Below are 20,756 nucleotides of genomic sequence, written 5' to 3'. Positions count from 1 at the left end.
AGTCGAATGCATATCGCACCTTTGCACGAACGCGTCGATAAAAGGTTTCGAAGCACGGACTTAACGTTTGAAAGGGCGCCCTATCCCCGCGCGCAATACGCCAGATGAACGGCGATCCGATTTTACGAACAGGAGATCCGCGATGGGAGGGCTCCCGACGGGCCATAAACCCGCTGTCGGGCCATGGTGGGCGCGGCAAGGATTGAACTTGCGACCCCACCCGTGTGAAGGAGGGGGTTACGGACAATTGCGGCTTTACCCGAACAGAAAAATACAGTAAAAACAAGCGTCAACGGTCGTGGTTGTTCACCACCGTTTTACAGGTTTTTTACAGGGTTTTCGAGGAAGGGTGGTTCTGGAAGAAGATGACGGATCTGAGCCGCATTGGGGAGCGGGAAAGGTTGGTGCCGAAGGACAAGGGCGATCCGCATTGGCAGCGCCTTCGCCAAGGCTGTTACCTTGGATACAGTCCATCCTTGAAAAAGGTCGGAGGAACGTGGTTTGCTCGCGCCTATAATCCGGATACCAACCGCTATTCGCGCAAGTGTCTCGGAGACTACGGGAGGCTGAGTGGACACGACGTGTTCAAGCAAGCAAAGGCCGATGCCGAAACCTGGGCTGATACCGTGGAGAGCGGAGGGGTTCGCGCTGCCAGTCTCGTGACGGTTTCGGATGCTTGCGAGGCATATTTACGAGAGAAACCCGGTGCAATTGCAGAGGGTGTCTTCCGACGCCACGTCTATTCCGATCCGATCGCAAAGGTGAAGCTCGACAAGCTGCGGAGGCATCATTTGCGCGCATGGCGTAAGCGGCTGGAGGAGACACCTGCCTTACTCACAAGGAGCAATAAGGGGGAGAAACGCTGGAAGGAACGCGAGAAGTCAACTGTCAATCGAGATATGGTGCCGTTGCGCGCAGCCTTAGGTCAGGTGCTGATGGAAGGGCCACCGAACACAGAGGCTGCATGGCAAGAAGCTTTAAAGCCCCACAAAGGTGCCGATAAACGCCGTCCACTGTATCTTGATAAAGCAGAACGGAAGCGATTGATCGATGCGACGAGCGAAGAAGCCAAGCCGTTCGTCAAGGGTCTCTGTCTGCTACCACTTCGCCCAGGCGCGCTCGCAAAGCTCGCGGCTGGCGAATTCGATGTGCGCACTCGTTCCTTGATTGTCGGCTACGATAAAAACGACAATCCTCGCCAAATTTTGCTGCCACCCGTGATCGCCGATTTCTTTGCCAACCAAGTGAAGGGTAAATTGCCGGGCGCCTACATTTTTTCACGACCGGGTGGAGCGCATTGGAACAAGGACGCTTGGAAACACCCAATCAAGAAGGCCGTCGGCGCCGTTGGACTGCCAGGTGCCGTATCCGCCTATACCCTCCGTCACAGCGTCATCACGGATCTCGTGCGCGCGCGCTTACCTATCCTTACGGTCGCACAGCTGTCCGGCACGAGTGTGGCAATGATAGAAAAGCACTATGGGCATCTCGTGCGCGATGATGCCGAAATGGCGTTAGCGAGCATCGCCGTTTAGGAGGCCAAAGCCTTTCAAACATGTTTTGGGATTGTCGAAGCCGCTAGTTCGGGAGGCTGCTCCTACAATCAGTGCGTGCAAAGAAGTGCTTGATAAACCTTATGGAAGGGAATTCTCCGACATGGCGTCCTTACAGGAGATGTCAGTATGTTCAGCGGGAATCAGAATCAGTTTAAAATAGCAATTTCTCACGAGCGTCTCGAGACGCTGCTCGACGGAATGGACGCGGGAAATGGGACACCACTAGCTCCAGCTATTGCCGTAGCAATTGAGGTAGATCGGCGTATCAGCCGTGCGTCGGACGAACATATTTCTGATATCTCGGATGACGTCCTCCGCGATCTCGCGTTCGATGCCCGCTACACATTTACCCATTCTGGCTCACAAACTGTATTGCCGTTTGGGACCATCCTCGAATCCAAAGGCCTCGGAGAAATTCTAATCGGTGGGGAGCGCTGGGTCTTGGATGCTGGCCGACCAGGTTTGTTTCCTATCTGGACGACACGAAGTGATGCGCACGGGCCAAACCTCAAACTGCTGCATCGTCATATAGCAAGGCTGACGCGCAACCTGGCTTGTCGCCGCCTCGGCCTTCCCCAACCAGCACTAGTATGTGACTTTGATGAACGACACCTCCTACATTTCGCCCCGCACCCGGAGGCTGGCGGCGTGGTCCTTCAGTGTTGGGCGAGTGGAACTGGCGCACCAAGGTTTTGTGCCGCTCTCCCCGAACAAGTTGAGGCGTTCGCACGAGCTATCGTAAAAGATATGCGCGCGTTCTGGAGGCGCCGTAAAGACATAGCGCGACAGGGCGCCGAGGTCCGTGCAATCGTCGAGCATTTTATAGCCGATGTGGACGCCGAGGTTGAAGCGATAATCGTCGACATGAGCATACAGTTTAGCGACGAGGACTTTGATTTCTACGTTCATTACCTCGGAGTTGACGATGCCATGCGCCGCGGGCTTGTCCTTGACTACATCCCGGCATCGAGACGAAATTTGATTAAGCAAGGTCATTACTTCGGACCTTGTTCGAAGATCATTTCGGGACGTGAGGAACTTGAGGCGGTTCGCAGTCATGGCGCTGATGGCAGGATAACGGAGCTAGCGGCAGCAGTTCTGGCGTCCGGTGCAGTTGAGCCAGAGCAATTACTTGCTGTCCTCGCGCGGTCCTACGACGTAACCTTCGAGCTCGCGACAAATGGCGCGCCAATCTTTGGAGCGCTTTATTGGGCTGATGGGACCATCCGCGCCGAACTTTCGCGACAGGGAACGCTGAACTGGTCGCGAGACAGGCTCGAGTTGTATGGGATTGAAGTGCCGGAAGCGAAGCGCGTTGCAATGACCGGTCGACCCATCTCAGAACTGGCAGGTCTCCCATTCGGAGGGGACATCCTCATTGGTCAAATTGAGAGGATCAATAACGGCGTGCGCCTCCATGTAGGCAAAAAGCCATTTCTCATTGAACTTGCGTCGGGGAAGGTTCGGGAGTGCCCGGAAGAGTTATGCTGAAGGGTGGCCAATGAATTCGTCAAATGTGGTGAGCGCTCAAGAAGCGAATTCTTCGATTTGGGATCAGGCCTGAGCCGCTTCTATGCGTTAGGACCAAGCAGCACTTGGAGAAAGGTCTGCCCAAGTGTTTTGAATTTGCTACTAATCTAGGATGAGTGCCATGCCTGTATCCGAGAATCCGCTTGATCCCGAAACGCTCAAGCAAAAGCAGCGCGAACTACGCGATGGTTTTCCGCTACCCCTCACGCTGCGGGTTCATCGGGCGCTGAGCTGGCTCAGGCGCGCCGAAAATGAAAAGAACGATCTCGACGTTCGCTTCATCCTTTTATGGATCGGCTTTAACGCAGCCTATGCAGGTGATCTGGACCGCGCGCTAGACGGTGAGGGTAAGGCTGGAAGCGAGCGTGAGCGCTTCGACAAGTTCTTTGCCACCTTGGTCGAGATGGATCGCGATAATCGGATATACAACGCCATCTGGGAGCGTTTCAGTCAGGAAATCCGTCTACTGCTAGACAACAAGTTCGTGTTCGCCCCGTTCTGGCGCCATCAGGCTGGCGAGTTCGGCGGGGCCGGTTGGGAGGTGAGTTTCGAAAGCGCTCGTGCCGCGGCTAACCGCGCGGTGGCGCAGCGCAATACGCCGATCGTTCTCTCAATTCTGTTCGATCGCCTTTACGTGCTGCGCAACCAGCTCGTGCATGGCGGTGCCACTTGGGACAGCAGCGCAAACCGCAACCAGGTGCGAGATGGTGCATCACTGCTCGGCTGTTTGCTACCTGTCTTCATTGACCTGATGATGGACAATCCGGATGCCGAGTGGGCGATGCCAATGTATCCAGTGGTTGAAGAGTAAGAGGTTTGGCGGGCGAAGACTGGACTGCCCCGGAGATCGATGCTGCCGTTGCGGACTATTTCGCGATGCTGGCGGACGACATCGCAGGAATTCGTTATAATAAGGCCTCGCACAATCGAGGATTACAGAAGAGGACCGGGCGCAGTCGAGGTTCGATAGAGTTCAAACATCAGAATACCAGCGCAGTCCTGCTCGGTCTCGGTCAACCATGGATTCCAGGCTACAAGCCGGCGGCGAATTTCCAGTATGCCTTGGTAGATGGAGTGTTGCGCTGGCTAGATCGCAATGAGGACTGGCTTGCCCCACAAGCACATCAGTCGCGCCTAAGAGACCCTGCGGCGGCAAATTGGATAGGTCCGCCGACCGAGAGATTGCTCGAATTCGGTCCCATTCCCTCGCAGAGGAATGAGCCATCCCCGGTGGACGCCGAATTCATGGCCAAGATCGGCTTGAAATATGACGTGGCAGAACGCGACGCCCGTAATCGCGCCTTGGGCAAAGCTGGTGAAGAGCGAGTGCTTGCGCACGAACGAGCAAGGTTGGCGTCCGCAGGGAGGGATGACCTTGCTCGCAAGGTGCGTTGGACATCGGCAGAGGACGGAGACGGTTATGGTTATGACATCTCCAGCTTCGAGGCGGATGGCTCGGAGCGTCTATTGGAAGTGAAGACAACCAATGGCTGGGAGCGAACACCATTTCACATCAGTGCAAACGAACTCGCCGTTGCCGACGAAAGACGTGATCATTGGCATCTCATTCGGCTTTGGGACTTCGCTCGCCAGCCTAGGGCCTTCGCGCTTCGTCCTCCCTTGAGCGCTCATGCAGACCTCTCGCCGACAAGCTTTCTTGCCTCGTTGAAATGACGGATCGCCAAGTCAGACCAGGCGCGACCATATCTGTCGCAGCTATCAAGTAGTAGAGTGTGATGCACCATACGAAACCACATCGCCGCCCCGGCCTTTCCAAGTCACGCATAACCTCTTTCGAGCAGTGCCCGAAGAAACTTTGGTTGTCGGTCCACCGACCCGAATTCGCGCAATATGACGATGGCGCGAAGATGCGCTTTGTTGGGGGCAACGAAGTGGGAGAGATTGCCTGTGCGCTGCATCCCCAAGGAGTGATGGTTGATGCAGAGCCTGATTTGACGACCGCGCTTGCTACCACGGCGCGTCTGCTGGGCGAGGGGCATCCCGGCCCGATCTTCGAAGCCACTTTTCAGCATGAGGGCGTTCTGGTGCGCGTCGATGTGCTTGAGCGAAGCGAGGGCGATGCGTGGCGCGCAGCAGAGGTGAAAAGCTCGACAGGGGTGAAAGACTACCATCGCGGCGATCTTGCGACGCAAGTGTGGGTCCTGCGCGAAGCTGGCCTGGAGCTGGAAAGTGCGGCGATCCGGCACGTCGACAAGACATTCGAACTGACCCGGACGGGCGATTATGCCGGACTATTCGCCGATGTCGATCTTCTGGACGAGCTGGAGGACACGATAGCTGGCCGCGCCGTGCTGGTGCAGCAGGCAAGAGCTGTGCTCGCGGGCGAGGAACCGGAGCTGGAGATGGGCGATCACTGCTCCTCGCCGTTCGAATGCGAATTCGCGGCCTATTGCGGGCGCGACCTGCCGTCAGGCCCCGAATGGCCGGTTACCGTCCTTCCGCGCGGAGGCGGCAAGAAATGGCAGAAGAAAGGCATCGAGAACCTCCTCGACCTCTCGCCGGATAACCTCAGTGGCACCAACGCGCAGATCTTGGCAGCGACACGCGACGGCGTTCCTTTCCACGATGCGGAAGGCGCGCGCCGGGAAATGGCAAAATGGGGCTGGCCGCGGGCTTGGCTCGATTTCGAAACCATTGCGCCTGCCGTTCCGAGATGGATTGGGGCACGGCCCTATCAGCAGATCCCGTTCCAGTTCTCGCTCCACTTGGAACAGGAAGACGGGACGATCACGCATCACGAATTCCTCACCTGCGATGGCAGCGATCCCCGTCGCGCCTGCGCCGAGGCGCTGGTCCAGATGGTGCCAGGCGATGCGACCCTCATCGCCTACTATGCGCCGTTCGAACGCCGTGTGCTGCGTGATCTGGCCGGGTGGGAGCCGGATTTGGCTGAGCCGCTGCTAGCCATGGCAGAAGCGACCGTCGATCTCCTGCCCGTCACACGCAACAACTGGTATCACAGGGATCAGCGTGGAAGCTGGTCAATCAAGGCTGTCCTGCCGACCATCGCGCCCGAACTGGATTATGCTACGCTCGAGGTTAAGGATGGTGGGAACGCGCAGATGGCGTGGCATGAGGCGGCGGATCCTGGGTGCAGCATATTACGACGGGAGGCTTTGGCCGATGCGCTGAAAGCCTATTGCGAACGGGATACGTGGGCAATGGTGGTCATTAGCAAGCGACTGGTTGAATGAATTGATGGCAAACGGATTTTTCTCTTCGATCAGATCAAACTTGAATAACAGGTTTTCGGGTCGACTAATCTCCCTGATGCTCGCAGAACTCGGAAGGCGAGAGCCGAAAATCTTCTTGGAGTTTTTGCAAAGCTCCGGATTAGGTAATTTACCAAGCCACCTTCGCGAGCAAATTCTCGCCGGTAAAGCACAGTTTGAGGTGGAGCGTGCTTATGTTTCAGGCAGGCGCGCCGATCTTGCCATCCTAACCAGAGGTCAGGAACGTATTCTTGTCGAAGTGAAGGAAGACGATCATCGAAGCGAGAAGAACGTCATGCAAACTCAGGACTACATTGCATGGCTAAAATCGGAATCTGACCGCTTTTTCGTCCACTTCAGCCGTTACATACCGGAACAGACACTGCAGGTGTTGGAGTCTGAAAAGCATCCGCGATCTTTCGACCTGCGTTTTCGCGATCTTCATAAAACTACTCGGGATTTGGTCGATCAACCGCTGTCAGCGATGATTGCGGACTATTTGGAGGAGATAGGGGTGACGTCGTATCGCAGGATCCCTTTAGAGGATGATGGACGGGCTCTCACATTGATGGCAGTTCAGATCGCAGGCATTCATTCGCGCGGTATGGGCCGTCTGCAAAACGCATATACCACGCTGCGAGCACCCAGATTGCTGGCGGAGCTTGTCGAGAATGCATTGGAACTTGGCTCATGGTTTCATGAGGCAAATTTAGAAAATTGCTCTCAGAAACCAACGTCCAGGTATTGGGTTACGCGTTATTGTGATCGAGACAAGATGATTCGACAGCTGCAGCGGTCGTCAAATGATGATGATGAACTGCCGTCGTCAGCAATTTCGTCCGCGAACATTTTTATTTATTTTCTCGCATCGCTAAAGAAAATGAAAGGGGATGGCTGGTCTCGCGTTGAGGCTGGATATGTGGTTGAGATTGATCCAGAAGAGACAGAGAATGCCTTCATTAGATTGTATGTCTCGCTGAATTGGCAAGGAGATTTTACCTACCTCGAGAGCGATCCACTCGTTGAATTTCCCTCTGAAGAATTTGCTACCAAAACCCTTCGGAAACTGATGTCGTCGGCACAAAAGGAAGCTTCGAAAAAAGGCAGTCCTATTATTTTAACCGAGTTCGCAATTCCCGAAATTCGACGGTAGATTGATTCCAAAGAACGTTACGATCATGACGCTCATCGTGGCTTTAAATGAAATCGGATCAGTTTAGTCGTCTCGATGACCGCAACAAGTCGGTGGACCAGCGATCACTGTATTTGCTGATGTTGTTCTACGTTTGAGGCCTCAAATCGTTTCTCAAGACCCGCTCGACCATAGCCGCGGGGTCAGCATCCGGATTGCTCCAGTCGACGCGTCCGGGATGGGTCAGCGTGCAGACCACCTTGCCTTCGGGCGAGAGATGGGCGGTGCTCCACCACCCACGCTTGTTCGTTTCCTGAAAGCTGTCGAGCTCTTTGTGCGCGCCAAGGCGCTCGCGAACCCACCATCCGGCAGTCTTCCCGAGGCAGATAATGCTACGGATACCGAGCTCGTCGATGACCGCCTGATGCACCGGCCAGCAGGCATCTAGCAGTTCCTTCTTTTCGGCTTCCAGCTTTGCCTCTGTCGCGCTGCGCACGAATACGACGTTGCTCGAAGGGGTTAGCCGCAGGTCTATGCCAAGATGCTTGGCCAGGTGCCGAATCCTCGGTTGCATCCCATGCGCGCCAGCGACTGATCCCTCCCAGATTTCATCCACATAAGAAGAGTAAGCCTCAGTGCGCTCTGCCCATTCCTCGTAATGTTTGCGAATCGTGTTTTCTTGCTGCGCTGCAGGATCGCCCCCCGAATTGAGTCCGAGTATATAAATCTCGCGCTTACCCTCAAAGGCAGCGGGTGCCGAGTAGAAAATGGAACCCGACCGATCGAGAATTCGGTCCGGCATTGCATAAATGATCCTTTGAAGATTCTTCATGCTGGCATCCTTTCCCCATTCTATCGCGATTTGAAACGCAACATTCTCGTTGGACAACCGCATTCACTAAGTTGGATCGCTTGCCACGACCAATTCTGTCGCACCTCGCACATATCAGAAGCGCATGACAGAATCAGAACTCCACCGCTTGAGGCGTCGCCACCGCCATAGCCACCGCCGATCCGAAACGTCCATTTCTTCCAACGAAGAAGCTAGGCTCTTCGCGCAGACATGGTGTGACGTGGTCAGCCGGATGTCCGATCAGCAGCTTCGCAAGTGCGGTTCGGAGCTGCTGGAAGCATGGACGAACGCCGAGCCTGCGAACAAGGCTTTCGATAACGAGGAGGACTGGGAGCTGCTCACCAGTCAGCAGTATCCCCCTTTGCTGCGTCGGCTGGTTAGGGGCAATTCTAGCGGTGGAACGATAAAGCGCACGTCGTTTGATCGCCGGATCGACTGGCTGGCGAAGATGCTGAAGCTCGACGACATTGAGCGGGCAATTATCTTGACGCTTGCGCGGTGTTCCACGCATGATGAATGGGACAAGCTGATCCGGGCGCTGCCTGGTGGGGGCCACAACCCGTCTTCACGCAAGATCGCGTTTCTGAATGATCTCCCCCTTTTCAAGGTGGAAGACCGTTTGGCGGTTGGAGCGCGGCTGTGGAGCACCGGCCTTGTCGACAATGACCGCGACGGAGAGGTTTCGGCCAACAATTTCCTGCAACGGATCGCAAAATCGGGATCGCCGCCTTCCCGATTGGCAAGGCAGTTGATGCCGGTTGCCAAGCCATCGACGCTTGCCTGGTGTGACTTCAACCACATTGGGTCGCAGCGAGAAATTGCCGAGACACTCGTTGCTGCGGGGAAGGGATGTGCGATCCTGCTTTACGGGCCGCCGGGAACCGGAAAGACAGAATTTGCTAGGCTGCTCGCTTCTCGTTCGGGAATGCGAGCCGTCTTTGCAGGTATGGAGGATGAGAGCGGCCGGGAACCGAACCGCCGCGAGAGGCTGGCGCACCTGACCTTGTTGCGGGCGCTGACTAGCGGCGAACCAGGCCGTGTCGTGGTGATGGACGAGGCTGACGACGTGCTGCAACTGGGGGCTCTCGAAGACCGTGGTGGCCGGTCGAAACTGTTCCTGAATCGCCTGATCGAGGGCGGGGATCGCCCGACAATCTGGATCGTGAACGATCTGTGGCGCTTCGAGGAATCGCTGATCCGGCGCATGTCGCTTGCAATCGAATTCCCGAAACCGGCGCTCGCGGTGCGGCAACGGATTGTTGATCTGCACGCGAAGAAAGCAAAGTTGAAGCTGTCCGAAAATGACAGGCATCGTCTCGCCTCTCTGCCTGCTGCTCCCGCCGTTCTTGCGTCGGCGGTGAAAGGCGCGAAGGAGGCAGGGGGCACTATCGAACAGGCTCTAGCAATCGGAGAAGGCCTGGTGACCGCGATCACGGGGCGAACCCCGAGCCCCGTTGCGTTGCCACCGACCTATGATCCCGCTCTCGCAGTGGCGGACCGTGATCTTGACGCGCTAGCCGACCGGCTCGAAGCGTCCGATGATCGTGACTGGAGTCTACTGCTCTCGGGGCCCAGCGGAACTGGCAAGAGTGCCTACGCCCGCCATCTGGCCGAACGGCTCCAGATCGAACTCGTCGAACGGCGCGGCTCAGACCTACTCGGCATGTATGTAGGTGAAACCGAAGCTAACATCGCCGCGGCCTTCCAAGAGGTATCACGCTGCAAGGGGCTGTTGCTGATCGACGAAGCGGATGATTTCCTCACTGACCGCCGAAACGCCCAGCGAGGGTGGGAACGCAGCATGGTCAACGAGATGATGCGCCAGATGGATGTATTGAAAGCGCCATTCGTGGCGACGACCAACCTAGCGGACGAATTCGATCCGGCGACGCAGCGCAGATTTACTGTTTGTGCGAAATTCAAACTGCTCGATGAGCATCGAGCACGCGCGCAGTTCAAGCGATGGTTTGGCTTTCATGCACCTGAAAGGTTGCCGGTTGCTGGCACCACGCCCGGGGATTATTTGCTGGTCAGCAAGCGGGCAAAATTACTGGCAGAAAAGGATCCCAAGGTTCTCGCGCAATGGCTGATCGAAGAACGAGAAGGCCGTGGGTTTGAAAAATCTTCTATGGGATTCTAATGCCAGCATTCTTTTTCACAACCGACCGTTTCTGTCGCAGCAGACTGCTACCGCGTTCGCAAGGAGTAATCGCGAATGCGTCAGTTCGATAACGCCATCCTCTATTCACCGTCGGACCTTGTCCGCTATCTAGGCTGTGCCCATGCCACCGCACTCGACCTGGCGCGGTTACGAGAGCCTGACGCTGCCCCGCAACAGGCCGAAGACGACGCCATGGGCAAGCTTGTGCAACAGGCGGGGCTTGAGCACGAGGATGCCTATCGTGAGCAGCTTGCGGATGAAGGGGGCTTAGTCGAGATACCCGAGAAAGGCTCGCTGGAAAGTCGCGCATTGCGGACAAGGGAGGCCATGGAACAAGGCGCGAAGGCAATATTCCAAGCTGCCTTTCTGCAGCCTCCATGGAGCGGCTTTGCCGATTTCCTGATCCGGGTAGAGGAGCCGTCCGACCTCGGCCACTGGTCTTACGAACCGGTGGATACCAAGCTGGCGCGCTCGGCCAAGGCAAGTCACGTTGTGCAACTCGGCATCTATGCACGGATGATAGCTGATATCCAGGGCAAGGCGCCGCGCCGTGTGCATGTCCAACTGGGCGACGGGCGACGCGAGAGCTTCCGCCTCGTCGATTTTGATAAGGTGCTCGGCGCCGCTATCGCCCGCTTCCTCGCTGTCGTGGAGAGTGGGGCGGAGGAGAGCGAGCCGGAGCCATGTTCAGCCTGCGGCTTGTGTCCGTGGCGCGATCATTGTGCTGAGGTTTGGGAAGCACAAGATCATCTTTCGCGCGTGTGCGGGATAGGCAAGCCACAGATCGAAAAACTTCGAGCGGCTGGCGTATTCACGGTCGCGCAACTCGCCTTTCTTCCGGAAGATCAGCGCATCCCCCGCCTCGCGCCCGCCACTCTCGACAAATTGCGTGCGCAGGCCCGAATTCAGCAGACCCGCTGGCAGGGCGGGGAGCCAGTGGCGGAACCATTGCCGATTGAAGATGGCAGAGGCTTCGCCAACCTTCCTCAACCTGACCCCGCTGACCTGTTTTTCGACCTTGAGGGTGATCCGTTGGAAGAGGGCGGACTGGATTACCTTTGGGGCGTGCACTACCGCGATGGATCCGGTCCGCAGTTCCGTTTTCGGTGGGGGCACAACCACGCCGATGAACGGATTGCTTTCGAAACCACGATGGATTGGATGGCCGCGCATCTCGAGGCCAATCCCGGTGCGCATGTTTACCACTATGCCCCTTACGAGATTACGGCGCTCCGCCGCCTCTCAACGCTTCATGCGAGCCGTGAAGAACTGCTGGACAATTTGCTGCGCCAACGGCGGTTCGTCGATCTCTACGGTGTCTTAAGGCAGGCCATCAGAACCAGCGAAGACAACCTTTCGCTCAAAACAATGGAGATATTCTTTGCCGACGCGCGGCAGGGAGATGTTACCAAGGCTGACCAGTCTGTTGTTGAATACAAGAGTTGGCAAAAAACCAACGAACAGGCGATCCTCGACGGCATCCTTGAATACAACAAGGTGGATTGCGAAAATACCGAGGCACTGCGCGACTGGCTGGTAGAATTGCGTATGGAGGATTTGCCGTGGCGGTCAGTTGGTCCTGCAACGGCGGTTCCCGATGAAAAAGCAGATGCACGCGCTGAAGCCGAGGTGCGCTCCCAGAGGCTGCTGACTGCAATAAAGGCCGGGACATTGCCGGAAAGCGAAGAGGGCAGGGCGCTCGTCGGCCACCTTACGCAGTTCCATCGCCGAGCCGATAAGCCGGCCTTTTGGGCTATGTTTGACAGATGCGAGCGTGAGCCGGACGAGCTCGCTGAAGATCATGAGTGCATCGGAGGCATAGTGCCAGATCCCGATGAGGAGGGGATTTGGCAACGACCAGATAAGCGCAGCACCATCGCCAGCTATCGATTTGCGCCGCAGGAGACGAAACTTCGGGAAGGATCGATCGTCCTGCACGCGCCGAGCCTCTCTAAAGTTGGCACCATCGTAGCGCTCGATTGTGAAGCGGGGACAGTTGAAATCAAGCGAGGCAATGCCGCCAAGGGGATCTGGCCACTGGACGGCTCACTGATCCCCGAGCCGACCGTGCCGAACCAGATTCTGGTTTCCGCCGTTCGCCGGGTGGCGCTGGCCTGGGCAGGTATGGCGGAAGAAGAGTGGCTCAACGGCGTTCCTACCCCGGTAGAGGAGGCAGACGAGCGCCCCTACAGCGCGCTGCTCGATCTCATCGAACGCAGGGCGCCGCGACTGCTCGGCTGGAATGGTGGGCCACTGGTGCGAGAAGGCGAAAGCCTGATCGAAGCCGCCACAATGCGCTGTCTGGCGATGGACGGCACGACCCTGTTCGTTCAAGGGCCACCGGGCACGGGCAAGACCTTCACAAGTGCACATGTCATCTGTTCGTTGCTCGCCGCGGGCAAGAAAGTCGGCGTTTCCAGCAACAGCCACAAGGCGATCAACAACTTGCTAGCCAAAGTGGAGGATGTCGCGGATGAGACTGACCTCAACTTCGTCGGCGTGAAGAAATGCACGCGTGGAAATGACGAGCAACGGCTCAATGGCCGTATCATCACCGACGTGGAGACTGCCGCTGACGTGCACGAATACATGCCTGATCTGATTGGCGGCACCGCTTGGCTGTTTGCCGATAGCGATTTCGACCAGACGCTCGACTACCTGTTTATCGATGAGGCTGGACAGGTGTCGCTAGGTCATTTGTTGGCGATGGGATCGGCTGCACGCAATATCGTGCTTGTGGGCGACCAGATGCAATTGTCACAGCCCATCCAAGGCGCGCATCCGGGCGAAAGTGGTCTTTCGGCGCTTGATTACCTGTTGCAGGGCGAGGCCACTGTCGCACCGGACCGGGGTATCCTGCTCGATACCAGCTGGCGCATGCATCCCTCGATCTGTGGTTTCATCTCGGACGCTGTCTATGATGGCCGGCTCAAAGCTCATCCCGATTGCGCGCGCCAGCGGCTCCATTTGCAGCCCGGCCATGATCCGGTGCTCGCCGAGAGTGGGATCCGCTTCGTGGCGATGGATCACACAGGCTGCGGACAGCGAAGCGATGCTGAAGTGGCAAGGGTGGAGGAACTGGCCGAGGGTCTGATCGGCACGCAATTTATCAATCGTGAGGGCAAGACGGGCAAAATCGGGTGGAAGAACATCCTGATCGTGGCACCTTACAACATGCAGGTTAACGCGCTCACGGCTGCATTGCCCGCGAAAGCGCGCGTGGGCACTGTTGACAAGTTCCAGGGGCAAGAGGCCGAGGTGGTGATAGTATCGCTCGCGACCTCTACGCCGGACGATCTGCCTCGGCACGTCGAGTTCTTTTATTCGAAGAACCGCATCAACGTGGCAATCAGCCGAGCGCGCACACTTGCGCTTGTGATGACCAATCCGAAGTTACTGGAATTGGACGCAAAAAGCGTTGATCACCTGCGGCTCGTGAACACTCTGGCGTGGGTGATTGAGGAGGGAGGCAAGTGAGAGAAAGCGAATTCAGGGATTGGCTCGAAACGAACGGGGCGAATACAGAAAGCGGACGCAATACACGCGTCCATGCGGTGAGAACCATCGAGAAAAAATTGGCCGATCTAGGCTTTCACTACCCAGACCTCGAAGCAGCTTGGGAGGCGGGCCGCTTCGCAGATATTCGTGAAGCAATTTCGAGACTAAGGACGGATTTCGACAGTGGCGGTGAGCGGTTCCGCGTCCTCATGCCTGAGTCCGAAAAACCGAGAAACAGACTCTCGAATTGGCGCAGCTGGTTGATGCAATATGGCCAATTCCTCGAAGGCCATGCAAGCGCGAACGATGCTGATCGAATTCGGCGGTTCGTTCTCGAGAACCATATCGAGCCCGCCCGTGAGCGGGACGGACAGAGCGCCGAGCTGGTCGTAAAAGATGTGAATGACGCTCTCGGTCTGCATGATGCTTGGCCGAATATTTGTCAGGCCATGCGGGGGCGCAAGTTCCACGAAATGGCAGATGTGCCGCCGCCGCAAAGCTTCGGTGCCGACATGAGCACAGCGACCCGGTTCGTGTTCGACTTGGCCAAGGAAGATTATTGGGCCCTTCGCACCCTACGCGAAAGCCTGGGCGAGCCGATCGGACAAACGAACAAGATTGCGTCGTTCGCGCTCGAAGATGGTCGGCAGCTTGCGCTGGATCTCGAAGCAGCGCGAACTCAAATTTGGCTTGAAGGCTCATATGGTCATTGGTCTGCGCAGCAGGTTACCGTAACCGAATATCCTGCGCAGAAGTCTCGCAGCTCGAACCTGCCAAAACGTCTTCGGCACGACGTTCCTGACCGTCGGGAGGTCAGCAAGATCGAGCTTCCCAATGCCGAAGTGCTCAAGACGCTCTTAGATCGATATTTCAGCAAACCACTGTTCTTGAACTCTCAAACGCTAGAGCGTCTAAAATTGCGCTTCCTTGAGCGGTTTGACAATTTTGCTGAAGACGGCGGTTTTTCTAATCACAAAGAGTTTCTGCGGAAGACGGGCGATAACGCCAAGCGTGAATTCATCAAGCGCATGAGTGAAGCCAATGAGACTCGCGACTCCCAGGGTATCGATGAGCTCGGGCGCGAGATGACCGCAACGCTCTTCTCAGCCAACGATGGACGCGCCTTACTGCGCGGCGATATGCACTTAAACCTTGCGAAACGCGTCCAACAATTTCCCGGTCATTTAGAGCGTGCCGCTGGAGCGATGCTCAAGTCTCGGGACATAGGAGCGAGGGAGGCTGAATTCGCGAGATCGGTCTTCGAACCAGTGTTTCAGAACGACGGCACGAACCCTTTTGCGGATCTGCGAACCATCTCCTCTGTGCTTTCGGCGGGTGCGGCTCCGAATGAAGTCTTGCCGGTTTACTACATGCCCCTCCAGCGGGCTTACCGTTTACTCTGTGGTAAGGCGCTTTTCGGCAACCGAATTCCGACCGAGGATGAATTTCACAGAGCCAACGCACTCGGAAAGGCTGTGCTGGAGGAAATAAGAGATTGGGGATGGAACCCGCGCGACCTCTGGGATGTGCAGGCATTCTTGTCGGAAACCTGCCAGAGCGCATTGGAAAATACCATGGTCGGGAATGAACTTGATCCCGTGCCTGTATGGCTCGTCACCTCATTATGGGGCGAGGAAGACGGATTACCGCGATTCATCGCCCGTGGCGAATGGAGCCTTCTTACTGACACCGGCAGCGCCAATAACCGGCGTGTGCGCGAGATGCATGTCGGCGACCGCATCTTCCTCAAGGATTTCATGCCCCGAGCTACCGACCTGTCTTTCGATGCCGGGGGAGGCATTGTTACCGCGAACCGTTTCCGCGCTGAGGGCACCATCACCGATGTGAGCGACGACGGCCTTCGGGTCGGGGTGGAGTGGCAGGAGTGGGAAGAGCCTCGCACTTGGTATTTCTACACCAGCAACCATGCCGTCTGGCGGTTGAGAGATCCTGGCGAGAAGGAATCTGCTGACCGCCTGCGCCGGTTCCTGCTTAATTATGAGGAACAAGATTACGACTGGTTCCTGAACGCCCCCTTCTGGCGCGACCGACTGTTCGGCGCCCCGACACAAGACGAGGACACGACCGTGCAGCCGACCAATCTCATCCTCTACGGCCCGCCCGGCACGGGCAAGACCTACCGCACCGCGCGAGAGGCGGTGCAGCTATGCGATGGCGGGGCCGACTATCCCGACGATGCAGAGGGCCGCGCCGCGCTGATGAGACGTTACCGCGAACTGGTCGAGTCTCGGCAGGTCGAGTTGGTCACCTTCCACCAGAGCTTCAGCTACGAGGAATTCATTGAAGGCCTTCGGCCCGATACTGACGGATCGAATGAGGGAGGGGGGTTCAGTCTAAAGGCACAGAGCGGCCTCTTCGCGCGTATCGCCGACCGAGCGCAAAAGCGCGTGAGGAGAGGCGATGGAAGGATCTTGGTGGAGGGCCGGAAAATATTCAAGATGTCGCTGGGACAGTCGAACGATCCGCACAGCAATTGGGTGTTCGAGGATTCTCTCGAGCAGGGCTACGCGCTCTTCGGCTTCAAAGACGTCGACTGGAGCGATTCACGGTTTGCCAGCAAGGATGGCATTCTGTCCGAGCTAGAGCGCCTGTTCCCTGATGAACGTATCACTCCGCAGATGGGGATGGTGAAGTCACCGGACCGGTTCCGCAACCAACTCGGTGTTGGCGACATCATTGTGGCTTCGAAGGGGTTGAATGTTTTCAGGGCGATCGGGATTGTAGAAGGTGAATATGAGTATGCGCCGCGCCCCGACGGGCGATACACGCACCGGCGGAAGGTCAGCTGGCTCTGGTCGGATCCCGAAGGAGTGCCCGTCGCCGAGCTCAGCCCCGACACCAGGTTCAGTCTCGATACGATCTATGAATTGCCTCGTGGCAGATTGAACCTCAAGGTTCTGGAAAGGCTCCTTAACAGCGGCTCCGAAGAGATCGAGTGGACGACAAGTGAAGAGGGTGAACTCCTACCGCACGTCCTTATCATCGACGAGATCAACCGCGCCAACATCTCCAAGGTTTTCGGCGAGCTCATTACGCTGATCGAACCGGACAAGCGGCTTGGCATGCCGAACGCGCTCAAGGTCCGGTTGCCGTATTCGAAGCGCGAATTCGGCGTGCCGGCTAATCTGCATATCATCGGAACGATGAACACCGCCGACCGCTCGATTGCGCTGCTCGACACCGCGCTGCGCCGCCGGTTCCGCTTCGAGGAGATGGCTCCCGACACTTCCGTCGAGGCCTTCCTCGATGCCGAGGAAGCGACTAGGCTGCCACTGGCGGACGTGCTGGAGACAATGAATCGACGGATTGAATACCTCGTCGATCGCGACCACCGGATTGGCCATGCTTTCTTCATTGGCTGCAAAACGAAGTCGCAAGTTGACGCGGTCATGCGCGACAAGGTCATCCCGCTTCTCCAAGAATATTTCTTCGAAGACTGGAACCGCCTCGCTGCGGTTCTTGGCGAGAAGGACAAGGGCGGCAATTTCCTCGAATGCAAGACCATTGAGGATCCAATGGGCGAGGGCGGCGAGCCGCTGAAGAGCTGGCGTGTTCTCGATAGCTTCGAAGAAGGCGCCTACTCTCGCTTGTTAAAGCGAAAGCCGTCCGGCGCGATCTCAGCGGAGGTTGTCGCTTGAGCGAGGACACCCCTCTGTTTTTGTCAGGTGTTCCCGAAGACCGCGTTCGCGCCATATTCGAGCGCGCGGCAGGTAACGAGATCGCCAGTGGTAAATTCGCCAATCTGCAGAGCAGCGCGGCGTTAGCGGCGAACGGATTCGGATGGTTCCTCGAGCGGCCCGGTGAATTGCCTGCCTTCCCTCCGCTCGCCGACTTGTCCGGCCGCCCTGTGAAAGTTGGTATCGAATGCGAGATGCGATTTCCGTGGAGCGGCGGACGACACCCCTGGCTTGATGCCGCCGTCTGGACCGAGACGCACCTGATCGGCGTTGAGTCCAAGCGCTACGAGCCTTTTCGCGGCGCGAAACCCGCAGAGTTGTCCGAGGCCTATGACCGAGATGTCTGGGGCGACGGGATGACCCGCTGGCAGGCCATGCGCGACCTGCTTCGCTCCGAGCCCCGAAGATATCGCCACCTCGACGCGGCGCAGCTCGTCAAGCACGCACTCGGCATTGCGACGCAAGCAAGCCGCGAGGGGCTCGAGCCTGCCCTGCTGTATCTTTACGCCGAACCGGACGGCGGGATGGAGATATCCGACAGTGCTTTCCTTCAGCATCGCCGCGAGATCGAGGACCTGCACGCCAAGGTGGCGGGTGACTGGGTGCGCTTCGCGGCCTGCTCGTGGCGCGGATGGCTTTCGGCCTTCAGCGGCGCGGCCGCCGACCACGCACGCGCGGTGCAGGTGGCATTCGCTCCATGACTCACCTGACGCTGCACGAATGGGGGCACGCGCGCTTCGGCGAGAACGGTCTTACCCGCGAGAAAGCCGATGCGCTTCATGCCGCCTCCTGCGCGCATCCGCTGGCCCGTGAGGATGCGACCAACATCATGGTGTTGGGCCGCGATCGGCTGATCGCGCGCCAAATGGTTGGAATCGTTTCGGCGAAGGGCTCCAGTCTTGAAATCCTGCCCAAGGTCGATCCTGAAGACGCGGCGGAGGATCAGAACACGGTCCGGCATCGCCTCGTGCGGATGCTCGATGTTGCGATCGGTCTCGATCTCGGCATCGGGAGCGAGGCGGCCATCGCGCGACAGAAGACGAGCCTGCTCGAAATCCTTATCGATGCCTTCGCATCGCGCCTTTTGACCGAGGTGCGGCGAGGCCTACCGCGCGCCTATGTCGCGCGCGAGGACGATCTACCCGCGTTGCGCGGGCGGCTCGACGTAACGCGCCAGTTCACCCGCAACGCTGTGCGGCCTGACCGGCTTGCCTGTCGCTTCGACGAGTTAGAGCCGGACACGCCACTGATGCGCGTGATGGCTGCGGCGGTCGTGTTCCTCGCCGGGCATGCACGTTCGCACGCTACTCGACGCAAGCTGGACGAGCTGCGCTGCACGCTTGCCGACATTCCCCTCGTGCCGGTCAATCGCCTGCCGTGGAAACAGGTCCGCATCGATCGCACGAACCGACGCTGGGCGGCGCTGTTCCGTCTGGCGAGGCTGCTGCTCCAGCGCGACTGGCAGGCGACTCATCATGATACGAAGGCACCTGAGGGCCTCACGCTACTCTTCCCGATGAACGATCTGTTCGAGAAATACGTTGCGGTGCTGCTGCGCCGCGCGCTTGTCGGGAGCGGGATCGAAGTGGTGGAACAGGGCGGGCATCGCGCCTGCCTCGGCGCCTTCACCGGCGAGCATCTTGAAACTGGGAACGTGTTTAGCACCAAGCCCGACATTATCCTGCGCCGCGGCGGCGAGACCTGCGCGATCGTCGACACCAAGTGGAAGAAGCTCGGCTCCGACTCACTCGACCGAAAGCACGGGGTTAGCCAATCGGACGTCTACCAACTGATGGCCTATGCGCGGCTCTACCGCACGAAGGAGCTGATGTTACTCTATCCAAGCCGCTCTGGCGAGGAGGCCGGCGGGCGTGCGCAATTCGGTATTGCAGGTGGCAGCGAATGTCTGCGGATCGCGTCCGTGGACGTGGCATTGAAGGAGGCGAACCTTATTGCTTCGCTTTCTAAGCTCTGTTCCGAAATGCTCTCCCATCGGCCGTCGGGTAACGCATTGGGCGTGGTTGTGCCTCCTTTGCTCACGGTAGTGGACTAGGCGAAAGATGGCTCGCATGGCGAAGCTCGACCGGCTGCTATCTCTCGTCAAGGCACTCAGCGAAAGCACTGAGGGCCTGACGCTCGATGAGATGGCCCAAGAAATCGGCGCGGACCGCCGCACCGCAGAGCGGCTGCGCGATCTCATCCTCGTCCATTTCGACCTCGAGGAGATAGTCGAGGATCGCCGCAAGCGCTTTCGCATACCGGGCTCGTTGCACTCTGCTTTCACGCAGCCAAACGTCGCCGAGATTGCCGCGTTGCAATCGCTGGCTGCCACGCAACGGCGGGCGGGCTCTGCTCAGGCGCCGCTGCTCGAAAGCTTGGTTGCCAAGGTGCAAGCGGGGCTCAGGCGAGAGGTGAAGAGCCGCATGGCACCTGATCTCGATCCGCTGGTCCGCCTGCAGCGCCATCATGTCCCGGCCGGCCCGATGATCGAAAACGCCCCCGAGACGGTCGCCTGCATCCAAGGCGCCATCATGGCGGGGTGCTGCGTCGAATTCGACTACCGGGCGGAAGGCGCGAACGGGCCGAAATGGCGCCGGGTCGTTCCCTTCGGCCTCATCCACGGTTCGGTGACCTACCTTATCGGCAAGCTGCCGGACCGCGATCTCGACCCTGTCCCTTACCGCCTCGACCGAATGACCGAAGTCCGCGCGAGCGAGGAGCCCGGCGCTCCAGAAGAAAACTGGGACCTCGACGAATGGATGGGCCGCAGCTTCGGCATCTGGCGCGAGGAAGGTCACGATATCGTTCTCAGGGTCGCCCCGGAAAGCGCAGAGCGCGCCCGTCTCTGGCGATTTCACCCCCGCCAGAGCATCGAAAAGGAAGGCGAGGAATTGGTCGTCCGCTTCCACTCGGGAGGATTGCGTGAGATCGCCGAGCATTTGTTCACTTGGGGCGGCGAGGTTCGCATCGAGGGGCCTCAGGAATTGCAGGAAGTGATGCGCGAGCGCTTGCAGGCGGGGGCTCGAATTGTCGACAGTTAACCATCGAATTTCGCGCCATAAATCTGTTCGAAGATGCGTTAAATGATTACGCTA

13 protein-coding genes are annotated in these 20,756 nt (G+C 58.0%); 12 read left to right on the top strand and 1 reads right to left on the bottom strand.

Annotated elements, in window-relative coordinates; translation table 11 throughout:
- The first annotated feature begins 224 nt into the window (after positions 1-224).
- From AB1K63_RS07320 to AB1K63_RS07295, 6 genes are all read left to right on the top strand, one after another.
- Complete coding sequence (locus tag AB1K63_RS07320; RefSeq protein WP_366959374.1) at positions 225-1,535, top strand: tyrosine-type recombinase/integrase; 1,311 nt, start codon at positions 225-227, stop codon at positions 1,533-1,535.
- A gap of 147 nt (positions 1,536-1,682) precedes the next feature.
- Positions 1,683-3,047, top strand: coding sequence for a hypothetical protein (locus AB1K63_RS07315; RefSeq protein WP_366959373.1), 1,365 nt, complete (start codon positions 1,683-1,685; stop codon positions 3,045-3,047).
- A 151-nt stretch (positions 3,048-3,198) separates the two neighbouring features.
- Entirely contained in the window at positions 3,199-3,897 is a 699-nt protein-coding gene (locus tag AB1K63_RS07310) for a hypothetical protein (RefSeq protein ID WP_366959372.1), read from the top strand.
- Positions 3,898-3,902: 5 nt separating this feature from the next.
- The gene (locus AB1K63_RS07305; RefSeq protein ID WP_366959371.1) at positions 3,903-4,760 is read left to right on the top strand and encodes a DUF3883 domain-containing protein; all 858 of its coding nucleotides are present in this window, start codon (positions 3,903-3,905) and stop codon (positions 4,758-4,760) included.
- Between the two features lie 62 nt (positions 4,761-4,822).
- Positions 4,823-6,301: a DUF2779 domain-containing protein gene (locus AB1K63_RS07300; RefSeq protein ID WP_366959370.1), complete on the top strand. Its 1,479-nt coding sequence runs from the start codon at positions 4,823-4,825 to the stop codon at positions 6,299-6,301.
- Between the two features lie 76 nt (positions 6,302-6,377).
- Positions 6,378-7,472, top strand: coding sequence for a hypothetical protein (locus AB1K63_RS07295; RefSeq protein WP_366959368.1), 1,095 nt, complete (start codon positions 6,378-6,380; stop codon positions 7,470-7,472).
- 127 nt (positions 7,473-7,599) lie between these two features.
- Here the strand turns inward: AB1K63_RS07295 and AB1K63_RS07290 are convergent, their stop codons facing one another.
- A complete protein-coding gene (locus AB1K63_RS07290; RefSeq protein WP_366959367.1) occupies positions 7,600-8,283 on the bottom strand; it encodes a hypothetical protein in 684 nt (227 codons plus the stop codon).
- 253 nt (positions 8,284-8,536) lie between these two features.
- Here AB1K63_RS07290 and AB1K63_RS07285 point away from each other — a divergent pair, with 253 nt between their 5' ends.
- The 6 genes from AB1K63_RS07285 (at position 8,537) to AB1K63_RS07260 (ending at position 20,702) form a co-directional block, all read left to right on the top strand.
- Positions 8,537-10,444 carry an AAA family ATPase gene (locus AB1K63_RS07285; protein ID WP_366959365.1) on the top strand — a complete coding sequence of 636 codons (1,908 nt, stop codon included), beginning with the start codon at positions 8,537-8,539 and terminating at the stop codon, positions 10,442-10,444.
- A gap of 75 nt (positions 10,445-10,519) precedes the next feature.
- Positions 10,520-13,942, top strand: coding sequence for a TM0106 family RecB-like putative nuclease (locus tag AB1K63_RS07280; RefSeq protein WP_366959364.1), 3,423 nt, complete (start codon positions 10,520-10,522; stop codon positions 13,940-13,942).
- Complete coding sequence (locus AB1K63_RS07275) at positions 13,939-17,622, top strand: AAA family ATPase (RefSeq protein ID WP_366959363.1); 3,684 nt, start codon at positions 13,939-13,941, stop codon at positions 17,620-17,622. The genes AB1K63_RS07280 and AB1K63_RS07275 overlap by 4 nt, the downstream gene beginning before the upstream one ends.
- The gene (locus AB1K63_RS07270) at positions 17,619-18,362 is read left to right on the top strand and encodes a hypothetical protein (RefSeq protein ID WP_366959361.1); all 744 of its coding nucleotides are present in this window, start codon (positions 17,619-17,621) and stop codon (positions 18,360-18,362) included. The genes AB1K63_RS07275 and AB1K63_RS07270 overlap by 4 nt, the downstream gene beginning before the upstream one ends.
- Complete coding sequence (locus tag AB1K63_RS07265; protein WP_366959360.1) at positions 18,359-19,714, top strand: restriction endonuclease; 1,356 nt, start codon at positions 18,359-18,361, stop codon at positions 19,712-19,714. Before AB1K63_RS07270 ends, AB1K63_RS07265 begins: the two co-directional genes overlap by 4 nt.
- Positions 19,715-19,730: 16 nt before the next feature.
- Positions 19,731-20,702, top strand: coding sequence for a WYL domain-containing protein (locus AB1K63_RS07260; protein WP_366959359.1), 972 nt, complete (start codon positions 19,731-19,733; stop codon positions 20,700-20,702).
- Positions 20,703-20,756 lie beyond the last annotated feature (54 nt).

Source organism: Qipengyuania sp. JC766, assembly GCF_040717445.1.
Lineage (GTDB): Bacteria > Pseudomonadota > Alphaproteobacteria > Sphingomonadales > Sphingomonadaceae > JC766.
Note: the sequence above shows the minus strand (reverse complement) of the source record. Positions and strands in the feature narration are given on the sequence as shown.

Excerpts from the sequence above, each read along its gene's own strand:
- AB1K63_RS07265 (WP_366959360.1), top strand. The coding sequence starts at position 18,359 with ATGACTCACCTGACGCTGCACGAATGGGGGCACGCGCGCTTCGGCGAG.
- AB1K63_RS07280 (WP_366959364.1), top strand. The coding sequence starts at position 10,520 with ATGCGTCAGTTCGATAACGCCATCCTCTATTCACCGTCGGACCTTGTC.
- AB1K63_RS07260 (WP_366959359.1), top strand. The coding sequence starts at position 19,731 with ATGGCGAAGCTCGACCGGCTGCTATCTCTCGTCAAGGCACTCAGCGAA.
- AB1K63_RS07315 (WP_366959373.1), top strand. The coding sequence starts at position 1,683 with ATGTTCAGCGGGAATCAGAATCAGTTTAAAATAGCAATTTCTCACGAG.
- AB1K63_RS07295 (WP_366959368.1), top strand. The coding sequence starts at position 6,378 with ATGCTCGCAGAACTCGGAAGGCGAGAGCCGAAAATCTTCTTGGAGTTT.
- AB1K63_RS07300 (WP_366959370.1), top strand. The coding sequence starts at position 4,823 with ATGCACCATACGAAACCACATCGCCGCCCCGGCCTTTCCAAGTCACGC.
- AB1K63_RS07290 (WP_366959367.1), bottom strand. The coding sequence starts at position 8,283 with ATGAAGAATCTTCAAAGGATCATTTATGCAATGCCGGACCGAATTCTC.
- AB1K63_RS07285 (WP_366959365.1), top strand. The coding sequence starts at position 8,537 with ATGTCCGATCAGCAGCTTCGCAAGTGCGGTTCGGAGCTGCTGGAAGCA.
- AB1K63_RS07310 (WP_366959372.1), top strand. The coding sequence starts at position 3,199 with ATGAGTGCCATGCCTGTATCCGAGAATCCGCTTGATCCCGAAACGCTC.